Raw genomic sequence first — 18693 nt, 5'->3', positions numbered from 1 at the left:
GTGTGTCCTAGCTGTCGTCGAAGGCGGACGGGGTGATCCGGGCGAGTTCCGCGAGGCCGGCCTCGAAGCCGATCGGCGGTGCGAAGGACAGATCGCGGCGTGCTGCGGTCAGGTCGAAGTAGTGCGGTTGCAGCAGTTCCGCGACGAGGAAGCGGCTCAGCGCGAGGGTGCGCGGGCTGCGGACCATACGCAGGCATGTGTCGCTGAGGGCGGCCGCGGCCGTCGCCAGTCGTGGCGGGACGGCGCACCAGCGGGCGCTGATACCGGCGGCCCGCAACAGGCACCGGGCGATTTCGCGCAGGGGGCGCGGCTCGCCCTGGCTGATGAAATAGGCGCGGCCGCCCATCTCCGGTGATCGGTGCAGGCGGTCCAGGGCGAGAAGGTGGGCGTGAGCTGCGGTGCGGAGATGTGTGGTGTCGACGAGGTTGCTGCCGTGGCCGGGCATCAGCAGGCGCCCGGCCCGGACGGCGCGCGCGAGGGCGGGGGTGAAGTGCGGGTCGCCCGGGCCCCAGATGATGTGCGGGCGCAGCGAGACGGTGGCCAGCTCCGGGCTGTGGGCTGTGAGGACCAGGGCTTCGGCAGTGGCTTTCGTCCTGGGATAGGCGGCCAGGTGGCTGGTGGGGTAGGGAATGTCCTCGGCGACGCCCTCCAGGCCCCCGGGCCGGAAGACGACGCTGGCGGTCGAGGTGTGGACGAGTCTGCGCACCTGGTGGGCACGGCACTGCTCGATCACGTGGCGGGTGCCGAGGACGTTGGTGGCCCAGTAGGGCTGCGGAGGGCCGCTGACCCCGGCCAGGGCGGCGTTGTGGATGACGGCGTCGCATTCGGCGACCGCGCGGGAGACCGCGTTCACGTCGGCGAGATCTCCCAGGTGCTGACGGACCCCCAGCTGTTGCAGAGCGGTGCTGGGGCGGCGGCCGAAGGAGGATGTGGTGATGCCGCGTGCCGTCAGCCGACGGCAGATCTCCAGGCCCAGGAAGCCGCTCCCCCCGGTGACCAGCACCTTCATCGAGTCCTCCCGCGCAGGCGCCTGGCGGCCCAGCCCGCCAGGCGTAGGCGGTCGACCTTTGAGTTGTGCCGGGGGTCGGTGGGGAAGCCGGGATGCAGGAGCAGGTGCTCGACGCGGTGCCCTTCCGGGTGGCCTGTCAGGACGGTGCGTACGGCTGCCAGGGCCGCGGTGCGGGGAGTGGAAGGCAGGGGCTCCACGCACAGGACGGGCAGTTGGCATACGGCCGTGCCGACACCGACCAGAGCGGTGCGGCGAACGCCGGGAGCGGTGTCGGCCGTGATCTCGATGTCCTCGGTGGTCATGGTGAACCCGGTACCGGTGACCAGGTGAGCTCGACGGCCGACGAACCACAGCCGGCCCTGGTCGTCGAGCCGGCCGAGGTCTCCGGTGCGGTGCAGTACGCCACGGCTGGTGACGCTCTTCGTGACGGCGTCTGCGTCAGGACGCGCGTGGTAGGCGGGGCTGACGGTGGGGCCGGCCACGGCGATCTCGCCGAGTCCGGTGGGGTCCGCGTCCAGGATCTGAGGGTGGATGCCGGGAAGCGGTCGGCCCAGGCAGGTGCCGGCCTGCCCGACGGGCGGTTGGATGCGTGAGGTGAGCAGGTCCCGGTCGTTGATCGCGGAGACGGGCAGGCATTCGGTGGCACCGTAGACGCTGAGGATCTCGGTGGCGTCCGGCACGGCCTTGCGCAGCGATTCGGCGAGGCGGAGACGTAGCGGAGCGCCGAAGGACAGGATCTGGCGGACCGAGGGCAGGGTGATGCCGTGGCGGGCGCAGTGACCGGCGATCAGTGTGAGCACGGCGGGCGACGCGACGATCTTGGTGACCCGGTGCTTCAGGATCGGCTCGACGAGCTCCTTCGGCGACGTGCGGGCCGGGGACAGGTGGTTCACGGCCGGGGCGAGGGTGGTCAGGCCCAGGAGCGGGCCGAGCATCGCGACCGGAAGGAACCCCGCGAGGAGTACGTCGTCGGGCCGGGGATCCAGCACCGTGGTGAGCGCGTCGAGTTGCCCCGCCAGGGTGGCGTAGCGGTACTCCGCGCCCTTGGGGCGTCCGGTGGAACCGGAGGTGAACGCGATCATGGCCAGCTCGTCGTCGTCAGGCTCCCGCAGTTGCAGGGAGGGGACGCTGCCGGCCGGCGCCCGGGTCTCCAGGCGTCGGCCCGGAGCGACCGGTGGATGGCCGGTGACCAGGGAAATCCGGATGTGGGGGCGGCCCCACCCCAGGAACTGACGTCCGAGCTGGGCCAAAGGTTCGCCGATGAAGACGTCCGGAACGACGTCCCGCAGGCAGCGGCGCACCTCGGCGCGCGGCTCGATGAGGACAGGTACGGCGCCGAGGGAGCACAGGGCGTACGCGACGGTGGTGAGGTCGTAGGCGTCGCGGGTCATCACCACGGCCTTGTGACCCGGCCGGACACCGGCTTTGTGCAGGGCTTGCGCCGTCAGGTGACAACCCTGCAGCAGTCGGCCACGGCTGATCGTCAGGGAGGCCCCCTTACGGCAGCGGATGAGCGCGGTGGCGTCAGGCCGGTCGGCCAGGTGTGCGGTGATACCTGGGACGGTCACGGTCATCGGGTTCCTTGCAAAAAGTCACGGATGTGGTCGCCGAGTTCGGCTGCGGCGTCTTCCATCACGAAGTGCCCGGCCCCGGGGAACCGGTGGATGGCCGCGTGGGGATAGCGGCGGGCCCACTCGTCCAGCAGGACCGGGGTGAACACCGGATCGCGCATGCCCCAGCCGATGAGCATGGGCAGTGCCGCCAGATCGGCGTCGGCGCCGGGAGGTTCGAGCAGCCGCCATACGGGGTCAGCGGTGTCACGTGGGATGGCGCGGACGGCGGCGGTGACTGCCCGGCGCTCGGCGCGCCGGAGATAGGGCCGCAGGTAGGCCCGGCGCTCGGCCGGGCGCAGTGGGTGGTGCACTCCGGCGTGCACGGCGGTGCGTGCGAAGCCGTTGGTGAGGTGCACGACGTCGGCCACCAGGGAATGGTCGCGGATCCAGCGCAGGTAGAACGGCAGTCGGAAGCCGCTGGGCCAAGGGAAGGCCACGGTGTTGCAGATGACCAGACGGGTCACGACCCCGGGGTGCCGCAGAGCCCAGGCGATGCCGAGCGGACCGCCCCAGTCGTGCAGGACGAGCGTCCAGCCTTGCTCAGGCAGCCCCTCGTCCTCCACCAGGTGCCGGTAAAGGATGTCCAGGTGCTCCAGCTGCACGCGGTAGGGGTCCGAGACTCCCTCGGCCGGCATCAGATGCCGGGACATGCCGAAGCCGGGCAGGTCCGGGGCCAGGCAACGGGCATACGGGGAGAGCCGGTCGACCAGCTTGCGCCAGGCGTAGCTCCATGAAGGATTACCGTGCAGGAACAGCACCGGCTCCCCGGAGCCGAGGGCGAGGTAATGCTGTCCGGTGGCCGGCACGCGCCGCCAGTGCTGGGGTGGGGGGTAGCCCGGCATCAGCCGTTCCAGTGCTGTGACTCGGTCCGTCGCGGTGAGTGCCGGGGCACGGCCGGCCCGTGTGGTCACCATCGGATGAGGGCCATTCCGAAGCTGAAACCGCTGGCGACGCCGATCATCGCCACGATGTCCCCCTCCTCGACGCGGTCGGCTTCCCGCGCCTTGACCAACTGCAGAGGAAGGGAAGCCGCCGCGCAGTTGCCGTGCTCGGCCACTGCGGGCATGCACAAGCCCTCGGGCAGGGTGAACATGTCGAGCATCTGTCTGTATTGCGGCATGGCGATCTGGTGGAAGGCTACGAAGGCGCCAGCGCGTGCTGTGGCAAGTTCGTCTCCGGCACCGACCAGAATGTTGGGGAGTACATCGAGCAACCCCTGGCGCAGGTCCCCGTTCAGACGCAGGGTGGCGTGGTCGTCGTGTACCGAGCGCTGGTGCATGGTCCCTCCGCCGGCCACGGTGCAGGCTTCCCAGGCGGCGGAATTACTGACGAATCGCATCGCCATGACGCCGGGGCTGTCTTCGCTCGCGGGCCCGGCGGTGAGCACCATCGCGGCGCCGGCGTCGGACGCGGTGTAGCCGGGCAGGGCTCTGAGCAGAGCGTGACGGTCAGGGACGTTCCAGCGTGTAACCAGGGAGCCGGTCTCTCCGCAGGCGATGAGGACGGTGCGGTAGCGGCCGGCTTCGATGAACGAAGCGGCCGTCTCCATGGCGTTGAGTACGCTGTTGCAGGCGTTCTTGACGTCGAACACCGGGCAGGTGGCGCCCAGTTTGGCGGCCACCAGATGGGACGTGGCCGGTTCGATCAGGTCCGCGGCGGTAGCGGCGAACAACAGCAGATCGATGTCGGCGATGGTCAGGCCCGCCTCGTCGAGTGCCGTGCGAGCGGCCGCTACAGCAAGGTCGGAGGCGTTCTCTCCGTCTCCCCGCACATGGACTCCGCGCACCCCGGTGAGATCCTCGAGCAGGCCGGGCGGTGGCGCGTAGTCACCGGTCTTGGCGATCTTCTCGCGGATCTCACCCATGGTCCGGTAACGGGTCGGCAGGTGAGCAGCAACGGCTGCGATACGGGCACGGGCTGGTTCGGGCACCGCGCAACCGTAACGGCGCGGTTTCGTCTGCCGGGCCGGATAGCCGCGCACCGAACGGGCTCCACCCTAACGAGTGACCGGCATTGGCTTTTCGTTCCCGTGATGCTCTTCAATCCGCACGGAGCCAGCAATCGGCGTGAGGCGGGAACGTGGCAGAGCAGCAGCATGAGCGGTCCGTAGCGGTCGTGGGTGTCGGTTGCCGACTTCCCGGCGGGATCACCGACCTGGACGGACTGTGGTCCGTGCTGCGTGAGGGACTGGACATGGTCGGTGAGATGCCCGCCGACCGGCTGCCCGGGGACAGGATGGTCGACCCGGGGACTGTGCGTCCCGGCCGCAGTTACACCGCCGCCGGGGGGTTCCTCACCGACGTCGCCTCGTTCGACGCCGCCTACTTCGAGATCTCGCCCGCGGAGGCGCGGCACATCGACCCGCAGCAGCGACTCCTGCTGGAGATGGCCGCGGAGGCGCTCGACGACGCCGCCATTCCCGTCGAGTCGCTGGCAGGATCGGACACCTGCGTCTTCGTAGGGGTCTCGGACCCCGCCTACGGCACGGGGCTGGTCCTGATGCAGGACCACAAAAGTCCGCACACCATGCCGGGTGCCACGCTGTCCATCACAGCGAACCGGATGTCGTACGCCTTCGACCTGCGCGGGCCCAGCATGGCCATCGACACCGCCTGCTCCTCCGCACTGGTTGCGCTGGACCGTGCCTGCCGCACCCTGCGCGAGGGCTCCAGCCGTGTCGCCCTGGTCGGCGGGGTCAACGTGCTGAGCAGCCCCTACTCCTTCGCCGGATTCTCCTACGCGGGCATGCTGTCGCGGCGCGGACGCTGCGCGGCCTTCTCCGCCGACGCCGACGGCTTCGTCCGCGCGGAAGGCGGCGCGGTGCTCGTCCTCAAGCGTCTCGCGGACGCACTGGCCGACGGGGACCGCATCCATGCCGTGCTCGCGGCTACCGGCAACAACACCGACGGCCGCAGCACCGGCATGATCATGCCCAGCGCCGAGACCCAGGAGGCGCTGCTGCACGCGGTCTACGCGGAAGCCGGGATCAGCGCGGACGATCTGGTGTACTTCGAGGCTCACGGCACAGGCACTCAGGTCGGGGACCCGGCGGAAGCCGAGGCCATCGGCCGGGCGCTGGCCCGTCACCGGCGCAGCGGCCCGTTGCCGGTCGGCTCGGTGAAGACCAACCTGGGCCACCTGGAGCCCGCTTCCGGCATGGCGGGCCTGCTCAAGGCGATCCTGGTACTGCGCCACCGGATCGCGCCCGCGTCGCTGCACGCCCTCCCGCTCAACCCCGCGATCGACTTCGACGGCCTCGGACTGTCCCCGACGGTGGAGCCTGTCCAGCTGCCTCGAGGGAAAGCGGCCGTAGGCGTGAACGCCTTCGGCTTCGGCGGAGCCAACGCCCACGCCATCCTCACCCCGCCCCCCACTGCCCCACGGCCCGACGCGGGGCCACCCCCGGGCCACCGCATGCTGCCGCTGGTCGTCTCCGCACGCTCCCCCAAGGCGCTGAAGCAACTGGCCACCGGGATGGCAGAGCGCTTGCGGGCCACGCAGCCCGATGACTTCTACGACCTGGCCTACACCAGCACCGTGCGGCGCAGCGCCCACCCGCATCGCGCCGCCGTCATGGCCGCCGACCCGCAGGACGCAGCCCGGCAACTGGACCGGCTGGCGGCCGGAGAGCCCGCCCGCGGGGCGACCGTACGAAGGAACGCTCAGGGCGGCATCGCCTTCGTGTTCTCCGGCAACGCCTCCCAGTGGCCGGGCATGGCCGCGGACCTGCTGGAGCACGAGAGAGACTTCCGTGCGGCCGTCGAGGAGGCCGACGCCGCCCTTGCCCCGTACCTGGGCTGGTCGGTGGCCAAGGAACTGGCGCATCCCTCCCCGTCCACCTGGCAGCGCACCGAGATCGCCCAGCCCGCCCTGTTCGCCGTGCAGGTCGGCCTGACCGCACTGCTGGCCTCACACGGGCTGCGACCGCGGGCGGTGGCCGGGCACAGCGTCGGTGAGGTCGCCGCCGCCTACGCTTGCGGAGCCCTGACCCTGCAACAGGCGGCGCTGGTCATCGCTGAGCGCAGCCGTACCCAGGCCACCACAGCGGGCAGGGGCCGCATGGCCGCCGTCGGCCTGTCCGAGGAACAGGCCCGCGAGGAACTGCTGGGCTACGAAGGCGTACTGGAGATCGCGGGGATCAACAGCGATCGTGCCGTGACCGTAGCCGGCTCTGCCGACGAGCTGACGGCCTGGGGCAGGGAGCTGGCCGTCCGAGGCGTCTTCTTCCGCGAGCTGGACCTGGACTACGCCTTCCACAGCCGGGCCATGGACTCCATCGAGGAACCCCTGTGCACCGCCCTGGAGGGGCTGACCCCTGGCGCTGCCCGGATTCCGTTCGTCTCCACCGTCACCGGCACACCGCTGGGCGGGCCGGAGCTGGATGCGCGCTACTGGTGGCGCAACGTCCGTGAGCCGGTCCGCTTCGCCGAGGCCGTCACCCACCTCGCGTCCGAGTACGCCGGCATCGTGGTCGAGATCGGCCCGCACCCGGTACTGCGCCCCTACCTGCGCCACACGGATGTCTCCTACGTCCCTACGTTGCACCGGGACGGGGACGGCCTCCGCGAGACCGGAGCCGCGGTTGCCGCCCTGCTCGCCGCCGACGCCACCACCGACTGGCAGCTTCACTTCCCCCACCCCGGTCGCGTGGCCGAGCTGCCCGTCTACCCGTGGCAGCACGAACGGTACTGGCACGGCACCGCGCAGGACCGGATCGCACACACCAGCGGCTCCGGTGCGCTCGACCACCCGCTGGTGGGCGAGCGGATGCCCGCCCCGCACCCCGTATGGCACGGCACCGTCGAGCCCCAGCTGGTGCCCTGGCTGGGCGACCACAAAATCGGGGACGACGTGCTTCTGCCCGCCGCCGCCTACGTGGAGATGGCACTGAGCGCCGGCCTTCGAGCCATGGAGCGCCCGGTCGAAGTACGGCACCTGGAGATCAGCCGCCCTCTCGCTCTGCCCTGGCCGGACCCGACACCGGTCGCCCTGCAGACGTCCGTCGATCCCGACGACGGCATCCTGACCATCAGCGTCCGCGAAGAACACGGCGGGGAGTGCCGGCCCGCTGTCCGAGCCCAGGTCCGCACCCTGCTCGGGTCGGCACCGTCCCCGCTCGACGTCGGCACCCTCCGGGCACGCTGTCACAAAAGCCTCGGTGGGGCGGACTTCTACCGGACGTGCCACCGCATCGGACTGAACTGCGGGCCGGCCTTCCAGCTCATCGAGCACCTGGACATCGGCGAGGAGGAGGTGCTGGTGTCCTACCGGCTCCAGCACCCCGCCGACGCCTATACCGCCCACCCGGTACTTCTCGACGCACCGCTGCAGGCCACCGTCGCCCTGTCCGAACTCACTGCGGAATCCGCCGGCTTCCTGCCGACGGTGTTCGGGTCCGTACGCGTGTGGCGCACGCCCGCGCCCACCGGCGTCGTGCACCTGCGCCGCCGTAGCCGCAGCGCCAACGAGATCTGCTGGGACATCACCTACGCTGACGCGGACGGCACGGTCACCGTCGAGATCGACGCTTGCCGTACCCGCCGCGGCGGCATGATGGAGCACAACCCGCTGACCGTCCAGCGCACCGTTCTGCGGGCCGCTCCGCACCCGGGCGCACCTGCGCTGCCCTCTCCGCTCCCTGCTCCCGCCGAGGTGGCGCGCGCCACCGAGCCGCGTATCACCGCCGCACGCGCCGCCCTGGACGACAGCGGCCACCACCGGTTCATCGCCGCCACCGGACAGACCGGCGCTCACTGCTGGGCCAAGACGCTGCACGGCCTTCTCGAAGACCCGGGGGCCCCGTTCTCGATGCGTGATCTGGTGAGCGGAGGCCTTCAGCCCCGGCACCGCCGACTGGTACGGATGATGATGCCCCTGCTGGTCGAGCACGGTCTCGTCCAGCTGGCCGGAGAGACCTGGCAGCTGACAGATGCCGAGATCCGACCCGAGACACTGCTGCGCGGCCTGGTGGAAGAGCATCCCGCGTTCGGTTCCGAGACACTGCTCCTCAACCGGCATCTGCGCCACCTCGCCGACCTGCTGCGGGGACGCGTCGACGCACGCGATCTCCTGCCGGCGGGGGACAGCGTGTACGAGCAACTCCGTGAAACCGGCCCGTCCCACCGCTTCACCCACCGTGCCGTCCAGGCCGCCCTCTGCGACATCGTCGCCCGCTGGCCCGCCGACCGCCCGCTGCGCGTCCTGGAGATCGGTGCAACCACTACCGCCCTGACGGCCGCCGTGCTGCCCGTGTTGCCGGCCGACCGGACCCGCTACACCTGCGCAGCCGTCACGGGGGCCGGTCTCGCCCGCGCCGAACACCGCTTTCGCGGCCACGATTTCGTCGACCACCGCACTCTGGACCTGAACACCGATCTGGCCGACCAGGGCCTGCCCCGAGCCGGTTTCGACCTCGTCCTGGCAGGCGACGCCCTGCACGCCACCCATGATCTGGCCGCGACCCTGCGGCGTCTGCACACCATGCTGGCCCCCGGCGGATATCTGCTGGCCACCGAACCGCACCACGCTCAGCTACAGGCCTTGCTGTTCGGCACACTGGAGGACTTCTGGGAGCGCGGCGATCACACCCTGCGCCCCGTCTCACGCATCCTCGCCCGTGAGCAGTGGGTACCGCTGCTTCAACGGTGCGGCTTCCCCGATCCGGAGCACGTCGGTTGCGAGGACCGTTCCGTCCTCCTCGCCGCAGCCACTCACCGCCATGCCCCTGAGCCCGACGTACCGACGCCGCTTCCTGGGGCCGCCTGGGTCATCGCCGTCGAGGACGGTACCGAGACGCAGACCGCGCACACCCTGGCAGCCCTCCTCGGGGAGGCCACCGTCGTCGCCGCGTCCGAGGAGGCCGGCGACTGGGCCGGGGCGCTGTCCACGGACGGCGAGCCGCGCGTCGTCCTCTTGCTCGCCGAACCCCGACCGCACCAAACCGTCGTCACACTGACCACCCGTCGCGCGGCGCTGCTACGTGCTCTCGCCACCGCCTGTGACAGCCTTCAGGGCCGCACGAGCCCCCAGCTGTGGCTCATCACCCGCCCGACCGGGCTGTTCCCGGCCCCGGAGCAGCCCACGCACACGGAGGACGCGGCCGTCTGGGCAGCCTGCCGGACACTCGCCAACGAGCGCCCCGACCTGGGCGTGCGACGTCTCTCGTGGCAACGCACCGGTGAAGCGGCCGCCGACGCGCACCGCCTCGCCGGGGAACTTCTCGCTGCCACCGGCGACGACGCGAGCGCTCAGGAGGACGAGATCATTCTGACCGCGCACGGCCGCTTCGTGCCCCGGCAGGTCCAGCATGCGGAGAACGAACCCCCCGCCGCCCCCGCCGGCACACCGTTCATCCTGGAAGCCCGTAACCCGAGCCTGCACCGACGGCTGATCTGGCGGCAGATGGACAGCCCCCGGCCCGGACCGGGCGAGGTGGCCATCGAGATGCGGGCCGTGGCACTGAACTACCGCGACCCCATGAGGGCCAACGGTCTGCTCCCGCCCGAAGCGGTGGAAAACAGCCCCCTCGGCCGCGGTCTGGGCACGGACGGCGCCGGCATCGTGCGCGCCGTGGGACCGGACGTGCACGACCTGAAGCCGGGCGACAGGGTCTGTGGCCTGGTGCCCGCCGCCCTCGCCTCCCACGCGACGACTCCCGCCGTCGCTGTCGTCCGCATCCCCGACGGGATGAGCTTCGCGGAAGCGGCGACCTTCCCCGTCGCCTTCCTGACCGTTCACCACACCCTGGTCAATCAAGCCTGCCTCGCCCGCGGGGAGACCGTGCTCGTACACGGCGGAGCCGGAGCGGTGGGCCTGGCCGTCCTGCAGTGCGCCCGCAACCGGGGTGCCCGCGTCATCGCCACCGCCGGCACCGAGACCAAGCGAGACCTGCTCCGCACGCTCGGCGCCGAACACGTCCTCGACTCACGCAGCCTGGACTTCGTCCCACAGGTGAGGGAGCTGACCGGCGGCCAGGGCGTCGACGTCGTGGTGAACTCCCTCAGCGGCGAAGCCGTCGCCCACAACCTCGACCTCCTGCGCCCCAACGGACGGTTCATCGAACTCGGCAAGAGGGACATCTACCTCAACATGCCCATGACGCTGCGTCCCTTCCAGCGCAGCCTCACCTTCAACGCCTTCAACCTCGACGCCGTCATGGATTCCCCGGCCCTCCGCTCCCGGCTCATCTCGGATTTCGGCGACCAGATCAGCTGCCGCGCCTACCAGCCTCTGCCCCACACGATCTACCCCGCAGCACGTGCCGAGGAAGCTTTCCACCTCCTGCAGCACTCCCGCCACACCGGCAAGGTCGTCATCACCTTCGACCCCCTCGACGAACCCGTCCTCGTAGAACCCGCCCCCGGCACCCTCACCCTCGACAACGACAGCACCTACATGATCACCGGCGGACTGGGCGGACTCGGCGCCGCCACCGCCCACTGGCTGGCCGGTCACGGGGCCCGGCACCTGGCCCTGCTCTCCCGCCGCGGACCTGACGCCCCCGAGGCGTCCGCCCTGCTCCAGCAGCTCACCGACCGCGGTGTGCACGCCACCGCCTACGCTGTCGACGTCACCGACGAGATCGCGCTGCGCCAGGTCATCCACACCGTGGACGCCACGGGGCACCAGTTGCGCGGCATCGTGCACGCGGCCATGCACATGGACGACGCACCGCAGTCCGAGCTCACCGACGACCGGTTCGCCGCCGTGCTGGCGCCCAAGGCGGCAGGCGCGGCACTGCTGGACCGGCTCACCACGGACCGCAGCCTGGATCTCTTCCTCACCTACTCCTCCGTCTCCGCCACCATCGGCAACCCCGGCCAGGCCGCCTACGCGGCAGCCAACGCCTACCTGGAAGCGCTGACCCGGGCTCGGCGCAGTGTCGGCAGAACGGGTACGGCACTGGCCTGGGGGCCCATCAGCGAAACCGGTTACGTCGCCCGCAGCGGCATGGAAACGGCCATGACCGAACGCGGTCTCGAGCTCCTCACTCCCGCCGAGGCCCTCGCCACCGCCGGCCACCTCATGGCCGCCGGCACCGATGTCGCCGGAGCGGGACGCTACCGCTGGGGAACCGCACGTCACCTGCTGCCGGCTCTGGCCTCGCCTCGTTTTGCCCGCCTGGCTCCGTCCTCCTCCATCGCTTCCGCGGACGGCCGCGACGAGCTCCTGCGGACGCTGGCGGACCTGCCGGCGGACGAGGCGGTGCGAAAGATCACCGACACGCTCGGCCACCTCCTCGCCGGTGTCCTGCAGACCGATCGGGACGACATGGACCCCACCCGTCCCGTCACCGACTTCGGACTCGACTCCCTGCTCGGGATGCAGTTCCTCGTCAGCGCCCGTGACCTCTTCGCCGTCCGCCTCGCACCGGCGGACCTGGCCACCGGACGCACCTTGCATCATTTCGCCCGACTGATCCATCAGCGTCTCGGCCTCCCCGGGAACGAGGCGTAGGAAGGTCCTGACCGCGCTGGAAGGAGCTAAAGGGCAGGTCAGGACCCGCACCTCAGCACTCGATGATGTTCACCGCGAGCCCGCCCCGGGCCGTCTCCTTGTACTTGACGCTCATGTCGGCGCCCGTCTCCTTCATGGTCTTGATGACCTTGTCCAGGGAGACCTTGTGGCTGCCGTCGCCGCGCAGCGCCATCTTGGCCGCCGTGACCGCCTTGACCGCCGCCATGCCGTTGCGCTCGATGCACGGGATCTGGACGAGGCCGCCGACCGGGTCGCAGGTCAGGCCCAGGTTGTGCTCCATGCCGATCTCGGCGGCGTTCTCCACCTGCTCCGGGGAGCCGCCCAGGACCTCGGCGAGGGCGCCGGCGGCCATGGAGCAGGCGGAGCCCACCTCGCCCTGGCAGCCGACCTCGGCGCCGGAGATGGAGGCGTTCTCCTTGAAGAGCATGCCGATCGCCCCGGCGGCCAGCAGGAAGCGGACGACGCCGTCGTCCTTCTCGGCCTCGGTGCAGCCGTCCGCCGCGAAGTTCATCCAGTAGTGCAGGACGGCCGGGATGATGCCCGCCGCGCCGTTGGTCGGGGCGGTGACGACGCGGCCACCGGCGGCGTTCTCCTCGTTGACGGCCATCGCGTAAAGGGTGATCCACTCCATCGCGTGCGTCCGGGGGTCACCCTCGGCGCGCAGCTGCCTGGCCGAGTTCGCGGCGCGGCGGCGGACCTTCAGGCCGCCGGGCAGGATGCCTTCGCGGGACATACCGCGCGCGATGCAGGCCTGCATGACGCGCCAGATCTCCAGCAGGCCGGCGCGGATCTCGTCCTCGGTGCGCCAGGCCCTCTCGTTCTCCAGCATGAGCGAGGAGATGGACAGGCCGGTCTCCCGGGCGAGCCTCAGCAGCTCGTCGCCGGTGCGGAAGGGGTGTTTCAGGACGGTGTCGTCCGGGACGATCGGGTTCTCGCCGGCCACGGCGTCCTCGTCGACGACGAAGCCACCGCCCACTGAGTAGTACGTCTTCTCCAGGAGCGGGACGCCCTCGCGGTCGTACGCGAGGACCGTCATCCCGTTGGCGTGGTACGGCAGGGCCTTGCGCCGGTGCAGGACCAGCTGTTCGTCGGCGTCGAACGGGATGTCGTGCATGCCGAGCAGGTTGATACGGCCCGAGGCGCGGATCTCCTCGACGCGCGCGTCGGCGCCCTCGACGTCGACCGTACGCGGTGACTCGCCCTCCAGGCCCAGCAGGACGGCCTTGGGGGTGCCGTGGCCGTGGCCGGTCGCGCCGAGCGAGCCGTACAGCTCGGCCCGGATCGACGCGGTGTGGGCCAGCAGGCCCTCGTTCTTGAGGCGGCGGGCGAACATGCGGGCCGCGCGCATCGGGCCGACCGTGTGGGAGCTGGACGGGCCGATGCCGACCGAGAAGAGGTCGAAGACCGAGAGGGCCACGGGGGTACTCCTAGAACGTTGGTGGACGACGTTGTCCGCCGGGTGGTGCGGGACGGGCCGGGTGGGCCCGGAAGCGCGGGGCAAAGGGGTGGGGGCACCGGGCTCACTGTGTTCAGTGTGCGCGATGCCCCCACCCGGCGTGCAAACGGCGGATGACTACTTGATGCCGGGGTACAGCGGGAACTTCTCGGCCAGCGCGGTCACACGGGCCTTGAGGTCGTCGGCGTCGTACGTGGGCTTCAGCGCGGCCGCGATGATCTCGGCGACCTCGGTGAAGTCCTCCGTCCGGAAGCCGCGGGTGGCCAGGGCCGGCGTACCGATCCGCAGACCCGAGGTGACCATCGGGGGCCGGGGGTCGTTCGGGACGGCGTTCCGGTTGACCGTGATGCCCAGCTCGTGGAGCCGGTCCTCCGCCTGCTGGCCGTCCAGCTCGGAGTTGCGCAGGTCGACCAGGACCAGATGGACGTCCGTACCGCCGGACAGGACGGAGACGCCCACCTCGGTGACGTCCGGCTGCACCAGGCGCTCGGCGAGGATGCGGGCACCGTCCAGGGTGCGCTGCTGGCGCTCCTTGAACTCGTCGGTCGCCGCGACCTTGAAGGAGACGGCCTTGGCCGCGATCACGTGCTCCAGCGGGCCACCCTGCTGACCGGGGAAGACCGCCGAGTTGATCTTCTTGGCGAGCTCCTGCGTCGACAGGATGACGCCACCGCGCGGACCACCGAGGGTCTTGTGCGTGGTGGTCGTCACGACGTGGGCGTGCGGTACCGGGTTCGGGTGCAGACCCGCGGCGACCAGGCCCGCGAAGTGCGCCATGTCGACCATCAGGTACGCGCCGACCTCGTCCGCGATACGGCGGAAGGCGGCGAAGTCCAGCTGGCGGGGGTAGGCGGACCAGCCGGCCACGATGAGCTTCGGCTTCGACTCCTTGGCGAGGCGCTCGACCTCGGCCATGTCCACGACACCGGTGTCATCGACGTGGTACGGGACCACGTTGTAGAGCTTGCCGGAGAAGTTGATCTTCATGCCGTGGGTCAGGTGACCGCCGTGGGCCAAATTCAGACCCATGATCGTGTCGCCCGGCTTCAGCAGCGCGAACATCGCGGCGGCGTTGGCCTGCGCACCCGAGTGCGGCTGGACGTTCGCGGCCTCGGCGCCGAAGAGCGCCTTGATCCGGTCGATCGCGATCTGCTCGACCACGTCGACGTGCTCGCAGCCACCGTAGTAGCGGCGGCCGGGGTAGCCCTCGGCGTACTTGTTGGTGAGGACGGAGCCCTGCGCCTCCATGACCGCGACCGGAGCGAAGTTCTCCGAGGCGATCATCTCGAGGGTGGACTGCTGACGGTGGAGCTCGGCGTCGACGGCGGCGGCGACGTCCGGGTCCAGCTCGTGGAGGGAGGAGTTGAGAAGCGACATCAGTGGGTCCCTAAGGTCTCAGTTGCCGGAGAACGCGGTGTACTCGTCGGCGGAGAGAAGGTCCTTCGGCTCCTCCGCGACGCGCACCTTGAACAGCCAGCCGCCCTCGAAGGGGGCGGAGTTCACCAGCGACGGGTCGTCCACGACGTCCTGGTTGGCCGCGGTCACCTCGCCGGTCACCGGCGAGTACAGGTCGCTGACCGACTTGGTCGACTCCAGCTCGCCGCAGGTCTCGCCCGCGGTCACCGTGTCACCGACCTTGGGGAGCTCGGCGAAGACGACGTCACCGAGCGCGTTGGCCGCGTGCTCGGTGATGCCGACCGTGGCCACGCCGTCCTCGACGGCAGACAGCCACTCGTGCTCCTTGCTGTACCGCAGCTGCTGGGGGTTGCTCATGACCTGAATTCTCCTGTACGCGGGGGAGTGCTGATGAACGGTGGTCTTACGGTGTGAGACACGAATGCGTCACGTGCGCGGCGCGCTGTGCCGCATGCGCGCTGCCCAGGGTCACTTACGGCGCTTGTAGAAGGGCAGCGTCACGACCGCGTACGGCTCGTGCGTGCCCCGGATGTCGACCCCGACACCCTCGGTGCCGGGCGTGGCGTGCGCCGCGTCCACGTAGGCCATGGCGACCGGCTTGCCCAGGGTGGGCGACGGCGCACCGGAGGTGACCTCCCCGACGACCTTTCCGCCGGCCACGACGGGATAACCGGCGCGCGGCACCCGGCGGCCCTCGGCGACCAGGCCGACGAGCTTGCGGGGCGGGGAGGTCTCCGCCCGGTCCGCCGCGGCGAGAAGCGCCTCGCGGCCGACGAAGTCGCCCTCCTTCTCGAACTTCACGACCCTGCCCAGGCCCGCGTCGAAGGGCGTCAGCGCGGTGGTCAGCTCGTGGCCGTACAGCGGCATGCCCGCCTCCAGACGGAGCGTGTCGCGGCAGGAGAGCCCACAGGGGATCAGGCCGTACGGCGCACCGGCCTCGGTCAGGGCCTTCCACAGCTGCTCGGCGTGGGCGGGGGCCACGAAGAGCTCGAAGCCGTCCTCGCCGGTGTAGCCCGTACGGGCGATGAGCGCGGGGACACCGGCGACCGTTCCGGGGAGTCCGGCGTAGTACTTCAATCCGTCCAGGTCGGCGTCCGTGACCGACTTCAGTACGGCGGGGGAGCCGGGGCCCTGGACGGCGAGCAGTGCGTACGCGTCGCGGTCGTCCCGCACCTCGGTGTCGAAGCCGTCGGCGCGCTCGGTCAGGGTGTCCAGGACGAGCTGGGCGTTGCCGGCGTTGGCGACGACCAGATACTCGGGGGCCCCGGTCTCGCCGAGGCGGTAGACGATCAGGTCGTCAAGGATCCCGCCGTCCTCCGCGACGATCATCGTGTAGCGGGCCCGGCCCACGCCGACGGTGGTGATGTCGCCGACCAGCGCGTAGCTCAGGAAGGCCGCCGCCTGCGGCCCGGTGACGGTGATCTCGCCCATGTGCGACAGGTCGAACAGGCCGGCCCGATCGCGTACGGCGAGGTGCTCGTCGCGCTCACTGGCGTACCGCAGCGGCATGTCCCAGCCGGCGAAATCGGTCATGGTCGCGCCCAACGACCGGTGCAGGGCGTCGAGGGCGGTGCGGCGGGGGGCGGCGCTCGGGGCAGTGCTCATGGACATGGCTCCAGGGCATGACGACAGGGGGTGGTTCCCTCCCCATCTGTCATCGGAACCTGAGAGGTTCGCCGAAAGCCCCTGAAAGGGTCTGGCGGGGTCGTCCCCGTCAGGATCGGCTTGCACCTTGGGTGGGGCCGCAACAGCGGCCCGCTTTTCAGATCTGCCTCATCCACGCGGTACGGGGCCTGAGAGATTCAAGGGAGGAACTTGCTCCTTCGGCGCCCGGCGCACACAGTGACCGGGACTCTCCCGCGCGGATTCAAACGGCCGGTATGCAGTTGGCGGGGTCATCATCGCACGCATTGGGGGAGAGTGGGGCGTCGCGGTCGTGACCGGCGCAGGCCACGACACGTAGGGGTGGAAGCGGTTGTGCCGCATTACCTTTTCTTTACACTTCTTGGGCAGGTCCGTGGGTGACTCGGCAGGGGGAAGGCGATGACGTTGCAGCACTACGCGACAACCGCGGGGGCGGCACGCGGTGCGATGCCCCAGCTCCCGGGCGTGCCCGCCCGGGAGCTGACGGGCGGGCACGCTCCGGTGGTGCGTGATCTGCGGGGCAGGGGTGGCCGCGTACCGCGGGGCCTGGACTTCGCGGCCGGTGATGTGGTGGTGGTCTCGGGGCTGCCCGGCAGCGGGAAGTCGACGCTGATCCGGCGGGCGGTCCAGGAGCACGCGATCGACTCCCAGGACACCAGGGACCGCTGGGCGGCCGCCCTGCCGGGATTTCCGTACGCGCTCTACCGGCCCCTGGTGCGCGCCGCGCATTACGCCGGGCTGTGGCGGGCCCTGCGGTCGGGTGGATCCGTCGTCGTGCACGACTGCGGTACGCAGGCCTGGGTGCGGCGCTGGCTGGCGCGCGAGGCCCGGCGCCGCGGCAGCGCCCTCCATCTCGTCCTGCTCGACGTCACCCCCCGGGTGGCCAGGCAGGGACAGCGGGAGCGGGGACGCGGAGTGTCCGGGTACGCGTTCGCCCGGCACCGGCGTGCGGTGGGCCGGCTGCTGCGCGACACGGAGGGCGGTCTGCTGCCGCCGGGGTGCGCCTCGGCGGTGCTGCTCGACCGGGAGGCGGCGGCGGCGATCGGCCGGATCGCCTTCCCGGAGGCGCGGCTCCCGCAGGAGTAACCGCCCGTCCCTCCGGGGATCCGGAGGGGCCCGTGGCCCGGACCGAGGCGCCGCTGTTCGCATACGCACAGTTTGCAGGCCTCCTGCCTGCTGTCCGGAATCTGGACGGTGGGGCAGGCCCGGACGTGGCTCCCGCCTGCGGCACTGCCTTCGCGGCGCGAGCCGGTCTAAGGTTTCAGCCGCACCGCATGGCGAGAAAGGGACACAGACACCGTGGACATTCCGGCTCAGGCCCAGGCCCCGTCGCATCCACCGCAGGGATGGCCGGCCAACGAGCTCGAAGAAGTGCTCAGCGCCTCGCTCGGGGTGCCCGGGGCGGGCGGACGGCTGGTCGAAGTGCTCGGCCGCAGTCAGGTCTGGGTGCCCCTGCCGAACGGCGGGGGGCCCGACAACGCCGATCTCGACCTGCCGACGGTCGACATCGGCGGCGGCGCGTACGTCCCCGTGTTCAGCTCCGAGGCACAGTTCCTCCAGTGCGTCGGCACCCGTCTCGCCTTCGCTGTCGCGCCCGCACGCGAGTTCGCCCGCGGACTGCCTCCGCAGCTCGGTATAGCGGTCAACCCGGGCGGAGCTGTCGGTGTGCCCCTGCCGCCGCCCGCCGTCGCCGAGCTCTGCCGGGCCGGGCGCACCCCGCTGGACGGTCCCGCGAGCGGCGGCCGGGTGCGGCTGTACGAGCCGGACTGGAAGGAGGACCCCGTCGACTTCCTGGCCGCGGTGTCCGCCGAATTCCAGGAGACCGGTGTGGTGAGCACCGCGCGCCGGGTGCTGGCCAGCATCGAGGGCGACAGCCCCGCCCTCTTCGTCGGCGTCGAGTTCGCCGTACCGGACGCCGCGGCGCAGAGCCTCCCGCTGGAAGCATTGGGCCGCGCGCTGGGCCGGGTCCAGGTGCCCTGGCCGGTCAATCTCCTCCTGCTCGACGTGGCACAGGACCCGGTCGGAGACTGGATGCTGGAGAAGGTACGCCCGTTCTACCGGCGCGACGGGTACTGAAC

11 protein-coding genes and 1 riboswitch are annotated in these 18693 nt (G+C 70.9%); of the genes, 3 read left to right on the top strand and 8 right to left on the bottom strand.

The genetic code is table 11. The features are described from left to right. Window positions 1-7 precede the first annotated feature (7 nt). From ACWD04_RS00255 to ACWD04_RS00240, 4 genes are read right to left on the bottom strand one after another with little or no spacing between them, the layout of a single operon-like run. Window positions 8-1009 (bottom strand): NAD-dependent epimerase/dehydratase family protein, encoded by a 1002-nt coding sequence (locus ACWD04_RS00255; RefSeq protein ID WP_451126489.1) that lies wholly within the window; start codon window positions 1007-1009, stop codon window positions 8-10. Beyond that, on the bottom strand, window positions 1006-2583 hold the full coding sequence (locus ACWD04_RS00250; protein WP_451126487.1) for an AMP-binding protein: 1578 nt from the start codon (window positions 2581-2583) through the stop codon (window positions 1006-1008). The genes ACWD04_RS00255 and ACWD04_RS00250 overlap by 4 nt, the downstream gene beginning before the upstream one ends. After that, window positions 2580-3536, bottom strand: a complete 957-nt coding sequence (locus ACWD04_RS00245) for an alpha/beta fold hydrolase (RefSeq protein WP_451126485.1) — start codon at window positions 3534-3536, stop codon at window positions 2580-2582. Before ACWD04_RS00245 ends, ACWD04_RS00250 begins: the two co-directional genes overlap by 4 nt. Further along, on the bottom strand, window positions 3530-4552 hold the full coding sequence (locus tag ACWD04_RS00240; protein ID WP_451126483.1) for a 3-oxoacyl-ACP synthase III family protein: 1023 nt from the start codon (window positions 4550-4552) through the stop codon (window positions 3530-3532). Before ACWD04_RS00240 ends, ACWD04_RS00245 begins: the two co-directional genes overlap by 7 nt. Window positions 4553-4701: 149 nt before the next feature. On the opposite strand from ACWD04_RS00240, the gene ACWD04_RS00235 reads away from it, so the two are divergent. After that, entirely contained in the window at window positions 4702-12078 is a 7377-nt protein-coding gene (locus tag ACWD04_RS00235) for an SDR family NAD(P)-dependent oxidoreductase (RefSeq protein WP_451126481.1), read from the top strand. Window positions 12079-12130: 52 nt separating this feature from the next. On the opposite strand, the gene ACWD04_RS00230 is transcribed toward ACWD04_RS00235, so the two are convergent. The 4 genes from ACWD04_RS00230 to gcvT form a co-directional block, all read right to left on the bottom strand. After that, entirely contained in the window at window positions 12131-13516 is a 1386-nt protein-coding gene (locus ACWD04_RS00230) for an L-serine ammonia-lyase (RefSeq protein WP_451126479.1), read from the bottom strand. Window positions 13517-13672: 156 nt separating this feature from the next. Beyond that, the gene (glyA, locus tag ACWD04_RS00225) at window positions 13673-14932 is read right to left on the bottom strand and encodes a serine hydroxymethyltransferase (RefSeq protein WP_451126477.1); all 1260 of its coding nucleotides are present in this window, start codon (window positions 14930-14932) and stop codon (window positions 13673-13675) included. Window positions 14933-14950: 18 nt separating this feature from the next. Beyond that, window positions 14951-15328, bottom strand: coding sequence for a glycine cleavage system protein GcvH (gene gcvH / locus ACWD04_RS00220; RefSeq protein ID WP_451126475.1), 378 nt, complete (start codon window positions 15326-15328; stop codon window positions 14951-14953). Between the two features lie 111 nt (window positions 15329-15439). Continuing rightward, window positions 15440-16576: a glycine cleavage system aminomethyltransferase GcvT gene (gcvT, locus tag ACWD04_RS00215; RefSeq protein ID WP_451126473.1), complete on the bottom strand. Its 1137-nt coding sequence runs from the start codon at window positions 16574-16576 to the stop codon at window positions 15440-15442. 167 nt (window positions 16577-16743) lie between these two features. Further along, a riboswitch (glycine riboswitch) is annotated at window positions 16744-16841 on the bottom strand. A 173-nt stretch (window positions 16842-17014) separates the two neighbouring features. Between gcvT and ACWD04_RS00210 the strand changes: the two genes are divergently transcribed. Beyond that, a complete protein-coding gene (locus ACWD04_RS00210; RefSeq protein ID WP_451126471.1) occupies window positions 17015-17701 on the top strand; it encodes an AAA family ATPase in 687 nt (228 codons plus the stop codon). Between the two features lie 213 nt (window positions 17702-17914). After that, window positions 17915-18691 (top strand): enhanced serine sensitivity protein SseB, encoded by a 777-nt coding sequence (locus tag ACWD04_RS00205; protein ID WP_451126470.1) that lies wholly within the window; start codon window positions 17915-17917, stop codon window positions 18689-18691. Window positions 18692-18693 lie beyond the last annotated feature (2 nt).

Source organism: Streptomyces sp. NPDC002911, from assembly GCF_053591835.1.
The sequence above is the reverse complement of the archived record's forward strand: the minus strand, read 5'-3'. Positions and strand labels throughout refer to the sequence as shown.

What these genes read in the sequence shown, in the direction of transcription:
- ACWD04_RS00255 (WP_451126489.1), bottom strand. Translation starts at nt 1,009, where the DNA reads ATGAAGGTGCTGGTCACCGGGGGGAGCGGCTTCCTGGGCCTGGAGATC.
- ACWD04_RS00250 (WP_451126487.1), bottom strand. Translation starts at nt 2,583, where the DNA reads ATGACCGTGACCGTCCCAGGTATCACCGCACACCTGGCCGACCGGCCT.
- ACWD04_RS00245 (WP_451126485.1), bottom strand. Translation starts at nt 3,536, where the DNA reads ATGGTGACCACACGGGCCGGCCGTGCCCCGGCACTCACCGCGACGGAC.
- glyA (WP_451126477.1), bottom strand. Translation starts at nt 14,932, where the DNA reads ATGTCGCTTCTCAACTCCTCCCTCCACGAGCTGGACCCGGACGTCGCC.
- gcvH (WP_451126475.1), bottom strand. Translation starts at nt 15,328, where the DNA reads ATGAGCAACCCCCAGCAGCTGCGGTACAGCAAGGAGCACGAGTGGCTG.
- gcvT (WP_451126473.1), bottom strand. Translation starts at nt 16,576, where the DNA reads ATGAGCACTGCCCCGAGCGCCGCCCCCCGCCGCACCGCCCTCGACGCC.
- ACWD04_RS00210 (WP_451126471.1), top strand. Translation starts at nt 17,015, where the DNA reads ATGACGTTGCAGCACTACGCGACAACCGCGGGGGCGGCACGCGGTGCG.